The following is a 15,909-nucleotide window of genomic DNA, read 5'->3' as shown; positions in this document are numbered from 1 at the left end:
GATCTGGTTGTAGTCTGGCAGCGTTTCGACCCATTCACGAACAAGGAGGGGAGCTGCACGATGAGGACGATCTACTCGCGGCGAGCGACGGCCGTGGCCGAACAGTTCGTGACCAGTACGGAGTTCCTCGCGGGCATCCTCGAAGGCCTGAGCGACGAGGAGTGGCGCGCTCCGGTTCCATCCGATGCCCGAACCGTAGGGGTCCTCGCGCGACACCTGGCCGATACACCTGCGGTCTTTATCGAGATCGCCCGATCGGTGAGCGCTGGGGGAAAGCTCCCGACCTGGGACGCCGTCAACGAGTGGAACGCCCAGGCGGCGAAGACGCACGCAGATTGTCGTCAAGCCGAAACCATTCAGGCTCTACGCGAGGCTGCGAAGGCGTCGGTCGAGGCAATCAGTCAGTTCACCGACGAGCAGCTCGACGTCACAACTCAGAATGCTGCCGGCCAGACCAGGTCCGTAACGGATCTGCTGCATCACTTCACCGTTGAGCACACCCTGCAACATACAAGCGATATCGAGAGAGCGCTCATCGATGCGAAAGAACCGGCGGCGATTCACCAGACAAGCTCGACTTCAGGCACGCCTTCGCCGACACATCCAAATGGAAAGGGGAGAAAGGGTATGTTGCGTCTAGTCGTTACTGGGGAGACCGACGAGGGCAAGTCCGTCTTCGTAAGCGACAGGAAAGTTGATCCCGTAACCGTGGCAGCGATGCCGAACACGGAGTTCTACCGGCTCTGGGGAAGCGACGACAGTGTCCAGCTGCCGAGCTCCGGGAACGTTCCCTCGTTTCGAACATTGTTTCCTCCGGCTACGGGCTTTCGCTTCGCGGTGATGACGCTTGGACCGGACCAGACGACCATGCCGCCGGACTTCGATGCTGAGGCGGCGATGGCGGAGATGCAGGAGAAGCTCCCAGGCGCCGCGGAATGGATGGACTTCCAGCATCCGGGCATGCACCGAACGGATACGGTTGATGTCGTCGTGGTCTTGTCCGGGGAGATCTGGCTGGAGCTAGACAATGGGAAAGAAGCGCATCTCAAAGCAGGCGATTGCGTGGTTCAGAATGGGACCCGCCACGCCTGGCGGAATAAGTCGTCAGCACCATGCACTTTCGCCGGCACGTTGATAGGTGCTGAACGGCGGTCATAGATCCGGTCGATGATGGCCTCCTGAGCGTCATCTGAGACCGAGCCAGGCTTTTCACCCTCCTCCAGGAGGTTGCCCAGGTAGTCTCGCGACGCTCCAACCATGCTCTGTTGAAGATTCCAGACGTCTGAGGCGTGGAACTCCGACTCGAGCAAGACGGCGATGTGCGATCGGTCGAGGCTTTGGCGTGCCGTGCGCATGAGTTCTGTGGCCTCAGCATGCCGGGCCGCCGGCGGTAGCCGGGCCAGCGCCTGGCCGGCTCTTGGGCCCACGTGCCCGCGTGTGGCCTCACGTGCCCAGACTCCGGCCTGCGTGGCCAACACCCGCCGTCGGCCCAGAGTCTGGCCTTGTGTGGCCACACGTCCGTGACGTCAATGTGGACCGTCGGACCAGCGCCCCGCTCGACCACGGGGTGGCCTGGTCCGGACGAGTGATGACGTCGCGCTGGGCCGATTGCTGATCAGAAAAATGGATGAGCACTTGCGAGAAAACTTCACGGTGGACCCCCGTTCAAAAGTGCGTCGCTTCTCAGGACGACGCTCCAGACGACGCCATGCGTGACGCCCGGCGGGGGCCCACAATCGGCTCTCGGTGAACACCTCGCGGAAGCGGGGTAGGGCCGGCACCAGGGACGTCATCCCGATCCTCAACCTCCGCGAAGAGGGGACCGACACCCCCGCTTCGGCTAGCGTGCTCCGTGTGCTCGGCGATCCAGCCTTCGAGGGCCGCGCGCGGTACCCGTACCGATCGCCCAATCCGGATGACCGGCAGCTCCCCGACGGCCAGCATCGCAAACACCTTTGATCGCCCCAACCCGAATAGCTTGGCGACTTCCCCGGCCTTGAGCAGCAACGGTTCCATGGCAGGTCCTCCTTCATCGGCGCTAGATTTGCGGTTGATCGGTCGTTCCAGGTCGTGGGGCAACAACACAGAGCACTTGCGAGATCGGTCCACCTTCACCCCCCGCGCGGTCGCCGGGTTGCAGTACCTCCCTCATTACCTCCCCATCTGTAAAAGCCCCGTTTTGGCGGCGATTTCGGCGCATGAGTTTCGCCCGGGCCTGATCTGCCTCTCGTCGTTCCCCACGCTCCATCTCCTTTTTTGGAGAGCCGCGTTGCAACGCGAGTTGCCTCCTACCTATAAAAGGCCGGTTTTCAGCCCGTTTTCGGACATCCGCCCGAAAAAGGACGCTCAGACGCGTCAGGGGACGGTGGAGGGCGGGTCGGGCCGAGCCCGCGAATACGCACGATGGCGGCTCAGGTGACGCTGGGGACGGTCAGCTGACAATGGGCACACCCGGCCCTAGAGGGGTCAGGCGTGACAGATTAGGAAATCTGCGGCCCTGGCGGTGTCGACGATCGATTCGGGTCGACCTGACGCCCACCACTACCAGCGCGTAGACTCACGGCGGCGAGCGACGCCGAGTCGACAGGTGGTTACCCGGTCGAGGGTTCCCAGTCTTCAGAGGATGGTTGACGAAGAGGTCCAAGTTGCAGTGGCTCGCAGCTTTCTGGGGAAGCTACCTGCGGGTGTCGTTCGTGACCTGACAGCCGAGGGGGAGCGCGTTGACTATCCGGCTGGCACCCTCGTCTACCACGAAGGTTCAACCCCGAGAGCGGCCTTGGTCATCGCTGGATTGGTCCGGGTCTACATGAGCTCGCCCGAGGGTCGGCAGGTTACGGTTCGATATGGGCGGCCTGCCGACTTCCTCGGCATGCCGGTGATTTTGGGAGGACCGGTCAACCTCAGCGCGCAAGCGCTCGAGGCGTCTAGCCTCTTCCGCGTCAATCCCCGAATACTGACGGCCGCCGCCCAGGCGGATGCGCGGGTCGCGTGGGCGATCGCGGATGAGCTCAACCAGCGCCTCCGCGAGACTCTCCAGCAGACGGCGATCAATGCGTTTGGCTCGGTCAAGCAGCGGGTTGCCGTCCAGCTTCTCGACCTCGCCTCCATGCAGCAGCGGCCGGCGGGCCGGCTCGCCGCTCGGGTTTCTCAACAAGAGCTGGCCGACGCGGTCGGCTCCGTACGTGAGGTGGTCGCACGAGTCCTGCGCGATCTCCGGCTTGCAGGAATCGTGGCGACCTCGGCTGATCGGATCCTGATTCTCGATCCGGCTCGGCTTCACGCTGAATCTGGCCAGGCTCTGGGCGTGTGACTTCGGTCACGCGATTTCACCACCGAAGTCACTGACGCGGACCTCGATGAGGCGGGAGACTGGTACTAGGAACGCCTGATCGATTGGGCGAGTCAGAACTTCAGGAGGCAACACATGATGAGCACGTTAACCGCAGTATCCAGGCCGGAGCAGACCACGACCGGCGCGGTCAAAGCGGTATCGGTGGTCAGTACCGGAACTGTCGAGATTCATCCAGAACAGCCTGTTGGGACGTGGAAGCCGCTGTACTGGTGGCTGCTGACGTCACGCAAATGGACGGCGCCCCTACCGATCAACGCCTACGTGATCGAGCATTCCAAAGGTCTCGTCCTCTTCGACACCGGGCAGGACCGCGCCTCGGTGACGGACAAGTCGTACTTCCCAGGTGGTGTAGAGGGATACCTCTACGGCCGCCTTACCCGGTTTCACATCGGCGAAGAGGACACGCTCGTCGCCCAGCTCGGGACGCTCGGGTACTCAACCAGCGATGTCAATCTGGCGATCCTTTCTCACCTGCATGAGGATCACATCGGTGGGCTTCCAGAACTGGCGAAGACCGACCTCCTGGTTGCCAAGGCCGAATGGGAAGAACTCTCGAAGGCGGCGCCCGAAGCCCGCGGCTTCCTCCGCAAGCACATCGAAATCCCGGGATTGAAGTGGCGCCAGATTGGTTTTGACTCGACAGACGATCCGTCCCTGGCACCCTTTGCGAAGTCGCTTGACGTGATGGGCGACGGCTCGCTTGTCCTGCTGCCCACACCCGGCCACACGGCTGGCTCGATGTCGATGCTCGTTCGGCGCGGGAAGCAGTCGCCGCTTCTGCTCGTGGGTGATCTCACGTACGGCGCCGACATTCTCGATCGGGGCGACGTTCCGGGGGTCGGTGTCAAGCGTCAGCTTCGGGCAAGCAGCGAGATGGTGCTGGCGCTGAAAGAGCACATGCCCGACCTGGTGGTCCTGCCGGCCCACGACCCGACCGCCGCGCATCGCCTGCTGGAAAGTTAATGGCTGTCCGCGAGAGGTAATGAAGATGCAATTCACGAACCACGTGGTAATCGACCGGCCGGTCTCGGAGGTGTTCGCCTTCGTCTCCAACTTCGAGAACATGCCCAAGTGGAATTACTTCGTCGTCGAGACGACAAACGAATCAGCCGCCGCCCAGGGGGTGGGCACGACCTATCGTCAGCGGCGGAAGAGCGATGAGCAGCATTACGTCGTGACGGAGTACGAGCAGGATCGCCGCGTCGCGGTCCGGACGGTCCCGCCCTCAGCTGATCTCGAGATGCGTTTCAGCTTCGAGCCGGCCGGCAGGGGCACCCGATTGACGGACGAATGGCAGCTCCGCACGGGCTTGCCCGGCTGGTTAGAGGAATTGGCGCGGGACGTGTCAGCTCGGCCGTCCGACAGAATCTGGCCAAACTGAAGGAGTTGCTAGAGACCGGCCAAGTTCGTCTCCAGGACGGCCGCTTCGAAACGGTCTCGCCACAAGCCAGGGAATCCGCCGTCGCGGGCAGGAAGATCAGGTGATGACAGGAACCCCGATGGACGGCCCTGGACGTCGGTGGACAATCCAGCACGTGAGCCTCGCCCCTCAGCCAGGTGACGGCGTCACTGACGGCATAGGCGTCGGCCGCCCGTGGACGACTCTGGATAGTTCTGGCTTGCGAGGCTTCCTCGCTGAATTCACAACGGACTGTAGCGGACGCACGCGGACGCTGCGGACGTTCTAGTGACCACCTTCAAAACCGCTGCCCGGCATCCTTGGCGATGTCGACGGACCGATCGTTCCCGTCGCGCCCCCGCCATTCTTCCACGAGCAGACTCTCTGTCAGTTGGGAAGTCCTACCTTTAATCCATGGTGCACGGTAGCGTGGATCCCGGGTTTGAAGAGGTCCGCGAGGAATTTACTCGGAACTTCGCGGACCGCGGGGAATTGGGCGCTGCCTGCGCCGTCTATCAGCGAGGCCGCAAGGTAGTCGATCTCTGGGGCGGTTCTCGCAATGCCGCGGGCGAACCGTGGGAAGAGGACACCTTGGTGCTGGTCTACTCGGTCACCAAAGGCCTTTCCGCCATGGCGATGGCCGTGGCGCACTCGCAGGGCCTGCTGGAATACGAGCGAACGGTTGCCAGCTACTGGCCCGAGTTTGCCCAGAACGGCAAGCAGGACATCACGGTGCGCCAGCTGCTAAGCCATCAGGCCGGACTGCCGGTGAGCCAGCGATTCGATGCGGCTCAGCTGGCCGACCCGGACTTCGTGGCCCAAGCTCTTGCCCAGCAGCGACCAGCCTGGAAACCCGGAGCCTACCACGGCTATCATGCCTTCAGCCTCGGTCTTTATGAGAGCGAGCTGCTTCGTCGCGTCGATCCGCAGCACCGTACCCTTGGGCGCTTCTTCCAGGACGAGGTAGCCGCTCCACTTGGGCTGGAGTTCTACATCGGCTTGCCGACGGAGATTCCCACGTCGCGAGTTGCCGAAATCCAGTCGTTTAGCATGCTGCGCCTGCTCACGGCGATGAACACCATGCCAAAAGGACTGGTGCTCGGAATGATGTGGCCCGGGTCGTTGACCGCTCAGACGTTTCGTGGCAACCTGAAAGTAAGCAGCCCCACCGAATTCATCACGAAGGGCTACCACCGTATCGAGCACCCTTCCGTAAACGGGATCGGCCTGGTTCGAAGCATCGCCAAAGCGTATGGCGTCTTCGCGACCGGAGGTCAGGAACTGAAGATCCGGCCGGAGACGCTCGACGCTGTCACGGCCCCGGCTGCGCCGCCATCGGCCGGCCTAAGAGACCGGATCATCCACATTGACATCTCCTACTCAATCGGATTCGCCAAGCCAACGAAGGTCCTCCGCTTTGGAAGCAGCGAGCGCGCCTTTGGCTTCCCTGGTTCAGGAGGAGCGTTCGCATACGCTGATCCTGACCTCGAGCTTGGCTACGCCTACGCGCCGAACCGATTCGCATACCGTTTCTTCGACGATCCGCGCGAGAAGGCGTTACGCGATGCCGTGCACCGCTCGGTCAGTCGCATATCGGGACAAGTCCGGCCTCGAACCGCGCGCGATGACGCTCCCGGTTACCAGTCGCACTGAGGTCCCCGTCGAGCCGTTTTTTGACAGCAACCGTGACAGCAACGCCGACGAACTGCGACGAACGCCGGCGAAGGTCGGCGAACTCGACGCTCAGGAGAAGGGCGATCCAAAGCCTTCGGCGGACGCAACCTCACTCAGTGGCTTGCGCTTCTTGATTCCCTTGACCGGCCGCGCAGGATAGCCGAACGGGATGACAGCCAGGACTTCGTAATCATCCGGCAACCCCACGGCCTTTCGGACACCCTCGAGGCCGCCGAACCCTGTCCAGTTGGAGCCGACGCCATCCGCCCAGGCCGTCAAGATCATCGACTGGATGGCACGGCTGACATCCGAAATAGCGATCGGGCTTTCCTTCACGTAGGCCACGACAACCGCGAGAGCCGCCCGTGCCGTGTAGGGGCCCGTTCTTACCAGCGCGCCCAACTCGCGCAGGTGCGCGCGCTCACGTACGAGGACGAAATGCCAGGGCTGACGGTTGCTAGCGCTGGCGGTAAGTCGAGCTGCCTCGATGAGGCGGTCCACGACATCGCTTGGAATCGGCTTGTCCTGATAGTCGCGGACGGCCATGACGGTGCGCACTGCCTCGTAGACGGGGTTCGACATGCGAGGATTATCTCGCCAAACCAACGAGACCCTCCTAAATGAATTGAGCTTGCTAGGTGCCGAGGGCCGGAATGCTCGTGGCTTTCAAGCGATTCGGGGCGGACCGCAGCTGGCTGTGAAGCCCAGCCGCTGCTATGCGTTAAGAAATGTGTGATCCGCCTGCTTGTGATGTCGTCAACAGTGCCTTCGACCTCCCGCCCCTGTGCTTGAGCAGCAGAAGCGCCAGACCTAAGGCGCGGTCAGCTGGACGCTGGCGAACCCTAGCGAACGTCGGCGGACGATGCGCCCGCCACGTCTGGTCGGCTATTCGCTTGGGTTGGTCTACTGGCCTATGCGTCCGTCTATCCGCTCGCGCAACAGATCGGCGTGGCCCATGTGGCGGGCGTACTCCTCGATCATTCCGACCAGCACCTCGCGCAGCGACATCGACCCTCCACCGCTGCCATGCTGATTCAAGGGATCGTTGCCGGTGATGTCGAGACCGGGCGCCTCGGCCACGAACCGCGTTGCGAAGTCCACCTCTGCTCGCCATGCGTCCCACGCCTCCGCAACCACCCGGGGGTCGGGAACAGCGCCATCGAAATCACCGTCACGGTCGGTGTCAGAGCAGAACAGCCGGGGCACGTCCTGTCCCGACATCATCTCCCGGAACGTCGCACGCTCTATTTCCGCCAGGTGTCGCACCAGCCCTAGGAGCGACATCGTCGACGGCTCGATGGAACGCCGCGCCATAGCCTCTGCATCAAGACCTGAGCATTTGATCTCCAATGTGAGGCGTTGACAGCGCAGGGCTTCAACCAGCGTCGTGCGCTCGTCGCCTAACGTTGGTCTGTTCTCACGCGCGTCGTCGTCAGACGGCTTTCCGTCCGCGGTGAACATGTCGGCACGTCGGGTCGTGGCCATCGCCGAAATCATAGCTATGCGCCTGGCGGCTTACCATGGATTAACGACACCTGCACCTATGACTGCCATGGCGGCGCTCTCCCGTAAAGGATGTTGCGTTCCGCGCGGGGCAGCGCTCCAGCGAGGAGGGTGCCCCCATGGCGGCAGCGTAAGACTGCGGTTTACCCGAACGTAAAGCAGTAGGCTTCAGCCTCAGCGTCGAGGAATTCGATCTCGAAGGTGCGATCCTCGCCCGGCCAGCCGTGCGTGATGATGAGCGGCAACGCGTTCTTGTGCGGCGACTTGACGTGGATGAAGTGGATGTTGTCGAGGCCGTCGATCTCCGTGATGAACTGAGGCAGCGTGTTCAGCCTAGCCTCGAACTCTGAAAGTCGTACTCGGTGCCCCAGTAGCGCACGAGCGGCCCATAGGCGTCGTGAAGACCAGGCCGGTGTTGTTCCGAAACGGACCCTGGGGACGTATTGGTCATGCGCGCCGTGGTAGTGAGATCCCTGGCCGGCGTGGAAGCCTATCAGCTTCCTGTGCTCCACTCCCACTCGACGTCGCCGTTATGACACTCTCTTCCGTGCTCGATGACCTCGCGCACCTTATCTCTCGCTTCCTCGAGACTGTCCACTCTCACGAAAAACCGCACGGGCACCGGAAGTCGTTTTGGGGAGGTCGCCACTCGCTGAGCCTAAGCGAGCCTCGAAGGCCTGTCCAATGCCTGGTTTCTATCAGCTAATCATCGACAGAGACCTGTTGGCACCCCGCAGGTCTCGAACAATGTCAAGAAAGTCAGTGAGGAGCGGAGAGGCGCTGGTGGGCGACCAGACCGCAGCGACTTGAAAGTGTGGTGCCGATCCGGTTATGGGCCGGAACACTACGCCGGACGGAAGGTTCCTCGTCAGCGTGGCCGCCGCAAGACTTACGGCTTCCCCCGACTGTACGACTCGAAGAACGGTGTCGAACGTGTAAACCCCGGAACCACCAACTTTAAGGAACCGCGGTTGCGCCCCAGCCTGCATTAGCCAGCCGGCGACAAGGTCGTACAGCGCGGGATTGACCCAGCGATCAGCCAGCAGCAGCTGCTCGCCGGCAAGCGCCGAGATAGGAACTTCAGCTCGCGTCGACAGGTGATGATTCGCCGGAAGCAAGAGGCCTGGCCTCTCGTTGATCACCACGTCCTCCTCGAAGCCGCCAAAGTCTTGGGCGGGCGGAATGATCGTGAAGGCCACATCCAGGCGGCGATCCCGCAGCGCCGGCAGCAGCGTCCGGCTGTAGCCTTCAGTGACCGTCATCTTCGCCTCAGGATGCCTACTCTGGAAGGCTGAACAAACCATTTCGGCGATTTCAATCCGATTGGCGTACTCGGGAAAGCCGACACGGAGGGTCGATGCGTTGGCCGCTCCCATCCGGCGAGCCTTGGTCAAGATCGCGTTCCCGTCTGCCACCAGGTCCCTGGCATCATCCAGCAGTGCCTTGCCTTCCGAGGTGAGCGCAACTCGCCGCCGATCCCGCTCAAACAGTCGCACGCCGAGTGTTGCCTCCAACAGGGCAACCTGATGACTCAACGCCGGCTGCGTGATGAACAGTTGTTCCGCCGCCTTGCGGAGGATGTGCGCCCAGCCGGCGTGCACGAACATGGAGGTGAAGAGAGCGAGCCAGAACGGCGTGGGGGTGCCGGCATACACGGCGCAATGTTGTGTGTACTCGCAGGGCACGAGCGAATACCCGTTCAGAAAATTGTTGAGCGGGGTGTCTCCTTGGGAGCCGAGCGCCAGCTCGTAGAAGAAGACCAGGAAGCAGGTGACGATCAGCCCGATGTTTACCCAGGGGGAGATGGGCTCGGGGTCGTCGCTCGTCGCGACCGTAGGGAATCACTCTCTTCCTCTTTCCTCGATCGACTACCCCGTGATCGGTGGCGTGCCGACGAACACGACGTCGACCGGTTCCAAATGCTTCATGGCCCGGACGTCAGCGTCGGAAACGGCGAGATGCACTTCTGCGAACTGCCGGTCCACGCGGCTGACGACGGTTACCGGCACGACAAGGTCGTACCTGGTGGGGGCGGTTTTGCCGATGAGGATCCAACCGGTCGCCGGGTCGTAGCGCTTGATGGTGCCCAGGCCGACATCGTCCGAAGTCGTCACCGCATACCCCTCCCCAATGCGTTTGCGAATCTTAGCGAGGTTCGCTTCCTCGACGACGATGAGCGTTCCGTCGTAACCGCCGACCTGGCGGGTCGTTGCGATCTCCTCGCCCGCGACGGTTTCGACCTGCGTCGTCCGCGCCGGAGGATCGGCGTACTCGCGATGGAGGTCTCCCTTGGTCCGCGAGAGATAGACCTCCTTCGGGTCGATGTTCGTGATCAGATTGAACGGGATGTACAGGTCTTTATCGGAGAACGGATTGACCTGCGTCTTGAACCAACCGGTGTCACGGTCGATGACGTCCACCGTCCCGACTTTCTCGCCAGTGATGTCGTAAACGATCTGCTCCGGCATCAGGCTGTTGGCGACGTCTTGTGTGATCGTCAACTTCGTGTCTTCCATCTGGTGTCTCCTTTCTGGTCGTTTCTGATTCCCTACCTTTGAGCGAGGCGGCTCGCGCGAAGCGAGCGCGCCTCACTTCGGGCGAGGGGTTATCGGGTCGCCGCCGGCGTCGGCTGTTGAACAGTCTTGATCGCGGACTTGATCGTTTCCTTGCCCTGCTGGATGCGGTACGCGTAGACCAGCCGCGTGACGCCGAGGGCGATTGCGTAGACCCCGATCAGCCAGACAATCGCGAGTGCGCCACTGACCGGACGAAGGGCAACGAGCACACCGAAGGCGACCGAGGCCAGGCCGCCCAGCCACAGCGCCCAGGCGCCCTTGACCTCGCCAGTGAACTCAATGCCGGCGGCAATCTCGAGGGTCCCGGTGAGGATCGCCCAAACGGCAATGAGGTAGAGCAGCGCGAGTGCGGTAATCCCGGGGCGGAAGAAGGTGACGACGCCGATGCCGATCCCGAAGAGGCCGCTGAAAACCATCGGCACCGAGTGACCGACGTGGTGCCTGGCCATATCGATGCCATAGACGACCGTGAGGACGCCGAAAACGAGGGCGAACGAACCGAACAAGGCGACGAGCGCTACGAGCGTGATGCCGGGCCAGACGAGCGCGACGACTCCGAAAAGCACGGCGGCAATGCCGCCGAGGGCGAGTAGCCGAGAACCGCGGGTTAATGCCTGATCCATTTTGGACCTCCTTCGGTCACCGGTTGAATGCTTTCTTCCGGTGCCGTAGCCTCAGGTTGAGGGTGCTCCGTGAAAGGACCGCGAGACAACCGCGTCGAGCGCGAGAGCGAGTTGATGGGATCGTTAACGAAGCTGGGCGCCGACTACCTGAGGGGCGTGCGCGAGCTCGGTGCGTGAGCTCACGCCCAGTTTCCGAAACACCTTGGCGAGGTGGTACTCGACTGTCCTCTCGCTGATGAACAGCTGCGAAGCGATTTCCTGGTTGCGGACGCCCACCGCCGCCCGCCGTGCGATCTGCATCTCCTGCGCTGATAGCTGGTCCTGGGTTTCGGCTGTTCGACGTCGAACCCGCTCACCGGTGGCGAGAAGTTCGACTCGGGCGCGCTCGGCAAAGGCGTTGATGCCCATGCTGGAGAACATCTCGTATGCCATCCGAAGCTCCTCCCTTGCCTCCCGCCTCCGGTTCTGACGGCGGAGCCACTCTCCATAGAGCAGGCGCGTTCGCCCGAGCTCCGGCTTTGTTGGCGAACGGCCGAGCTCATCGATGGCTTGGCGGTAGAGTGACTCCGCCTCCGAGTCGCCGGCGAGCAAGGCTCGGCAGCGGGCCAGCAGTCCGAGGCCAAGCGGGGTGGCTCCTGCCTCGGCTCGTTCCGTCAGGCGTCGTAGCGCGGCGCCGGCAATGTCTTCATCCCCGATCCGAACAGCTGCCTCGATTAGGCCTGGAACAACCCAGGAGCCGGTGAAGGGCGGATCATCGTTATACGTGGGGAGCGCTGCTTCCAAGGCCGGTCGGTAGCGACCCAAAGCCAGCTCCAGCGCCGTCAGGGCGAAGCCCGCGAAATTCGCCCAATAAGGCAGCCCCCGCTTCCGCGCCTCCGCGACATGCGCCGCTGCCCGCTCGCGAGCCTGCGCTTCACTGCCTCGCCACGCGATCAGGAGAACATCGCCACGCGAAGCGGAACCGAAAATGCCGGGGTTATCCGTGGCCTCAGAAATCTCGAGCGACTGCTTGAACAGCGCTTCACTCTCGTCCAGGCGTCCGAAGTACAACTCGATGCTTGCCAGGAAATTGAGGGCGATCGGAAGAGCGATCAGCGCCGCACGCTCGCGGGTCACCCGCACCCAGTCGGTAGCGAGCAAATGAACCGCACGATCGTCGAATAGACTGTAGGCCGCCAGACAGGCGAGACGATGAGGGGCGTCTGGATCGATCGCGTCGCGGAGGGTCGCCGCGATGGCTGGCTTCAGGATTGGCGCGGCAGCCCTATAGCCGGAGATGATGACGGTGGCATACCCTCGGAGCATCAACGCTGGAGGCGATTGCGGAAGGGGGGCAGATGCGAGAGCCTCAGCCGCGATATCCTGCATCAGCGAGCCCTTCATGTCCGGTTGCGCATGGGTTGCTGCTTGCAACGCATTCGTCAGGATTCGCCGAGCCAGCCCGGGATTGAGAGCCGCCATCGTTCGTGCGGCGTCGAGGAGGATTCGCGGCGTATCGCCACCCTCTCCCCGGGCGACGCGGATGCTGCCCGCGAGCGCCTGGGCCCGTGCCTGCTGCAGCGGATCGCGGAGTGCGGGCATCGCTTGATCCAATGACCCTTGCGCCCTGAGGAGTTGGCCGGCGGTCATCGAAGCCTCGGAGGCGGACAGCAGCCGCACTGCCCTCACCTGCCGATCCGGCGTGAGCTCGGCGGCACGCGAAGCGAAAGCCGCCCATGCGGCGTAGGCTCCCCGTTCCTGAGCACGCTCGGCACACTGCGCCAGCTCGGCAGCCACCTCTTCATCGGGCTCCACCGTAGCCAGCGCGCGATGCGCCGCATGTCGCTCAGGATCGAACTTCGAGTCCGTCACTCTCGCGAGCGCCGCATGAATCCGGCGCCGCTCGGTGGCCGCCATGCCATGGTAGATCGCGGAGCGGATCATCGGATGGCGGAACGACAACGGCGGTCCGACGACGATCAGCCGCTTCGCCTCTGCCTCGACGAACACATTCTTGTCTAGTCCCAGGTCCCGGGCAGCTCGCCAGAGTATGACCGGGTCCGACGACGATTCACCCGAGGCAAGCCGGAGAAATGTTTGGGCATCCGGTCCTAGCTCACCGAACTGCCGCAGGAAGTGTTGTTGCAGGCGGGGGCCAACGGGGAGTGGCTCGGCTAACGGCGTCGGATCGCCGACTTGGGTCCGCACCAGGTCGCCGCCGAGCTCGAGGATTGCCAACGGGTTCCCCCCGGTCTCATGGAACAACCGTCGCCACGCCGGCTCGTCCAGCGGGCGGGAGACGGCGGTCGCCAACAGCTCGCGGGCCTCCTCGTCTCCGAGCGGCCCAAGCCGCAGCTCCGGAATGCCGGCAAAGCTAATGGGCCGGTCCACCAGATCCCGGAGCCCGAAGATCATCGCGATCCCCTCGGCGTGGAGCCGTCGGGCGACAAACGCGAGGACTTCAGCCGATTCGATGTCTAGCCATTGCGCGTCGTCAACAATGGCAACAAGCGGCTTCTCCGCGGCGACTGCGGCGAGGAGCGTCAACGTCGCGAGGCCGACCTGAAACCGTTCCGGGGCAGGCCCTGGAGCAAGCCCAAACGCGACCGCAAGGGCGTCCCGTTGAGGGACAGGAAGCCGATCCAGCTTTGGCACGAACGGCACGATCAGTTGATGGAGGCTGGCAAAGCCGAGTGACATTTCAGACTCGATCCCAAGGGCCTTGATCACCCGAAAGTCACTGGCCGTTGAGGTCAGGTGTTCAAGGAGTGCTGTCTTGCCGATCCCGGCTTCGCCGCGAATCAGGAGCTTGCCGCTCATTCCCTGGCGGACAGCGTCGAGCAAGGCGTTGAGGGCCGCAGTTTCAGGGGTGCGGTCGATGAGCTGCGGTCTAACGCCGGCAAATCCGCCAGCCACCGGCGGAGTCATGACCAAACCCTCCCCGGAAACGATCATAACCTCCTCTGCAGGCTGCCGCCAGGTGGTTTCGCACGGCTCGTGTCGACCACACCACTCGATGCACTGTGGATCAAGGACTAGGGATTCCGCGGATTCGATCAAGCCGCGCCTGGCCCATTGTTACCTCATGAAAGAGACAAAGGTGGGAAGACGGCCCCCGCGGGTCGAACTCCGGCTGCTCGGGGTTGGAGGAGCGTCAGTTAACGGTCGACCGGTCAGCTTTCGGACCCGCAAGACCCTAGCTCTAGTTGCGTACCTCGCACTCAATCCTGGTCCCCAGCCGCGCACGGCTGTCGCTGGGATGCTCTGGCCACAAGTCGACGAATCGGAGGGTCGCGTCAACCTTCGCACGGCGCTCAACTACCTGCGCCAGGCGCTCGGCGAGTCGGCGGACAGCATCCTCGTGGCGAGCAGGGACCTCGTAGCCGTCGCGCCCGGCTCATTAGATCTGGATGTCGACGCCATGCGCGAGGCCGAGCGCTTGGTCCACCGGGATCTTGAACCTCGGCTCGGTCACCAGCTCGAAGCAGCCGTCCGGTGTTATCGCGCTCCTTTCCTGGCAGGGCTCTTCCTGCCGGACGCTCCGGAATTCGAGACCTGGATCGAAGCGCAGCGGACCCACTGGCGCAATGTGGTCGCCGAACTGCTGAGCCGGCTGGCCACTATCTATGTGCAATCGGGGGAGCTCGAGCAGGCCTTCGCCGCGCTCCAGCAGTGGACGCGGACGAACCCTGATGAGGAGCTTGCCTGGCAGCGGTTGATCGAGCTCAACCTCATGCGTGGGGACTGGATCGGAGCACGCCACGCATGGGACCGCTACCGTTGCTCGCTTCTGGAATTGGATGCGGTCCCCAGCGAGCTCATGAGTCGCCTGTACGAGCGAATTGCCGGTCAAGCGGCAATGGTAGGCATGACCGAGTCGGCCGGAATCGCGGACCTCGACTTCCGGCAGACGCCCTTCGTCGGCCGAGCACGCGAATGGGCCCAATTGACCCGGGCCTATCAGCGCGCTGAGTCCGGCCGATGCGAAGTCGTCCTCATCGAGGGAGTGGCGGGAGTTGGAAAAAGCCGGCTGGCTTCAGAGTTCATGGCCTCGATAACGGGAAGGGGCGCTGACCTGATCGCCGGGCGCGGGTTCGAGGGCATCGACCACCTGCCCTATGGCGCCCTCATCGAAGGCCTCCGTCCCCGGCTCGAGGCTGAGAACGCGCCGGAGGACCTCCTCAGTGATCTCTGGCTTACCGAGCTCGCCCGAGTGCTTCCCGAGTTGCGCGAGCGCTATCCCGACCTCGGCATCTCGCCGGAGGACACCCTGACTCGAAGCCGAGTCTTTGAAGCGGTGGCTCGTCTCGGCCTGGCACTCGCGCGGCGCAAGCCGCTCGCGATTCTTGTCGACGACGCGCAGTGGGCCGACACCGATACTCGCGACCTGCTCCGTTATGCGATGCGGCGCTGGATCGAAACCGACTCACGTGTGCTTCTCGTCATCCTCTGCAGACGTCCCGTCGCGCCGCAAACCGGTCTCGAGGAATGGTTGTGCGCGCTCGAGGCGGAGACCGCCATGCTTCGGCTGAAGCTCGACCCGCTTCCGGCGGCCGACGTCACACATTTGGTCGCCCTTCTCGCGGGCACTGAGGACGGGAGCAACCAGACCGTCGAGAGCTTCGGTCGCTGGCTCGCCGACCAGACCGGTGGGCAGCCGCGACCGGTCGTCCAGACGCTGCGCGGGCTATTCGAGGGAGGCCTGCTACGGATTCGCGCGCTGAACGACAGCCGCTGGGTGATCGAGCCGCCCGACGAGACCCTCATTCCTCAACTCTCATTCGCTGGCGCAAGGATCTGAGC

13 protein-coding genes and 1 pseudogene are annotated in these 15,909 nt (G+C 63.3%); 6 read left to right on the top strand and 8 right to left on the bottom strand.

Translation table 11 applies throughout. The annotated features are described in order from the left end of the window. Positions 1–60: 60 nt before the first annotated feature. On the top strand, positions 61–1,158 hold the full coding sequence (locus tag VHK65_10265; protein ID HVS06533.1) for a DinB family protein: 1,098 nt from the start codon (positions 61–63) through the stop codon (positions 1,156–1,158). Positions 1,159–1,683: 525 nt separating this feature from the next. Here VHK65_10265 and VHK65_10260 read toward each other — a convergent pair. Continuing rightward, complete coding sequence (locus VHK65_10260) at positions 1,684–1,944, bottom strand: hypothetical protein (GenBank protein ID HVS06532.1); 261 nt, start codon at positions 1,942–1,944, stop codon at positions 1,684–1,686. Positions 1,945–2,650: 706 nt separating this feature from the next. Here VHK65_10260 and VHK65_10255 point away from each other — a divergent pair. From VHK65_10255 to VHK65_10240, 4 genes are all read left to right on the top strand, one after another. Beyond that, complete coding sequence (locus VHK65_10255) at positions 2,651–3,310, top strand: Crp/Fnr family transcriptional regulator (GenBank protein ID HVS06531.1); 660 nt, start codon at positions 2,651–2,653, stop codon at positions 3,308–3,310. Between the two features lie 114 nt (positions 3,311–3,424). After that, on the top strand, positions 3,425–4,315 hold the full coding sequence (locus VHK65_10250) for an N-acyl homoserine lactonase family protein (GenBank protein HVS06530.1): 891 nt from the start codon (positions 3,425–3,427) through the stop codon (positions 4,313–4,315). Between the two features lie 25 nt (positions 4,316–4,340). Then, positions 4,341–4,733, top strand: a complete 393-nt coding sequence (locus tag VHK65_10245) for an SRPBCC family protein (protein HVS06529.1) — start codon at positions 4,341–4,343, stop codon at positions 4,731–4,733. 432 nt (positions 4,734–5,165) lie between these two features. Then, positions 5,166–6,404 carry a serine hydrolase domain-containing protein gene (locus VHK65_10240; protein ID HVS06528.1) on the top strand — a complete coding sequence of 413 codons (1,239 nt, stop codon included), beginning with the start codon at positions 5,166–5,168 and terminating at the stop codon, positions 6,402–6,404. Between the two features lie 90 nt (positions 6,405–6,494). On the opposite strand, the gene VHK65_10235 is transcribed toward VHK65_10240, so the two are convergent. The 7 genes and pseudogenes from VHK65_10235 to VHK65_10205 all read right to left on the bottom strand — a co-directional run bounded on the left by VHK65_10235 (position 6,495) and on the right by VHK65_10205 (position 14,061). Next, complete coding sequence (locus VHK65_10235; GenBank protein ID HVS06527.1) at positions 6,495–7,007, bottom strand: nitroreductase family protein; 513 nt, start codon at positions 7,005–7,007, stop codon at positions 6,495–6,497. A 321-nt stretch (positions 7,008–7,328) separates the two neighbouring features. Continuing rightward, positions 7,329–7,910 carry a DinB family protein gene (locus VHK65_10230; protein ID HVS06526.1) on the bottom strand — a complete coding sequence of 194 codons (582 nt, stop codon included), beginning with the start codon at positions 7,908–7,910 and terminating at the stop codon, positions 7,329–7,331. Positions 7,911–8,140: 230 nt separating this feature from the next. Next, a pseudogene (locus tag VHK65_10225) lies at positions 8,141–8,310 on the bottom strand (epoxide hydrolase N-terminal domain-containing protein). Between the two features lie 316 nt (positions 8,311–8,626). Then, a complete protein-coding gene (locus VHK65_10220) occupies positions 8,627–9,583 on the bottom strand; it encodes a LysR substrate-binding domain-containing protein (GenBank protein HVS06525.1) in 957 nt (318 codons plus the stop codon). Between the two features lie 213 nt (positions 9,584–9,796). Next, the gene (locus VHK65_10215) at positions 9,797–10,444 is read right to left on the bottom strand and encodes a DUF2171 domain-containing protein (protein ID HVS06524.1); all 648 of its coding nucleotides are present in this window, start codon (positions 10,442–10,444) and stop codon (positions 9,797–9,799) included. 89 nt (positions 10,445–10,533) lie between these two features. Beyond that, positions 10,534–11,127 carry an HdeD family acid-resistance protein gene (locus VHK65_10210; protein ID HVS06523.1) on the bottom strand — a complete coding sequence of 198 codons (594 nt, stop codon included), beginning with the start codon at positions 11,125–11,127 and terminating at the stop codon, positions 10,534–10,536. Between the two features lie 123 nt (positions 11,128–11,250). Beyond that, entirely contained in the window at positions 11,251–14,061 is a 2,811-nt protein-coding gene (locus tag VHK65_10205; GenBank protein HVS06522.1) for a LuxR C-terminal-related transcriptional regulator, read from the bottom strand. Between the two features lie 304 nt (positions 14,062–14,365). Between VHK65_10205 and VHK65_10200 the strand changes: the two genes are divergently transcribed. Beyond that, on the top strand, positions 14,366–15,907 hold the full coding sequence (locus VHK65_10200; protein ID HVS06521.1) for an AAA family ATPase: 1,542 nt from the start codon (positions 14,366–14,368) through the stop codon (positions 15,905–15,907). The last annotated feature ends 2 nt before the right edge of the window (positions 15,908–15,909 follow it).

It is taken from the genome of Candidatus Dormiibacterota bacterium, assembly GCA_035544955.1.
GTDB lineage: Bacteria > Chloroflexota > Dormibacteria > CF-121 > CF-121 > CF-13.
The sequence above is the reverse complement of the archived record's forward strand: the minus strand, read 5'-3'. Positions and strand labels throughout refer to the sequence as shown.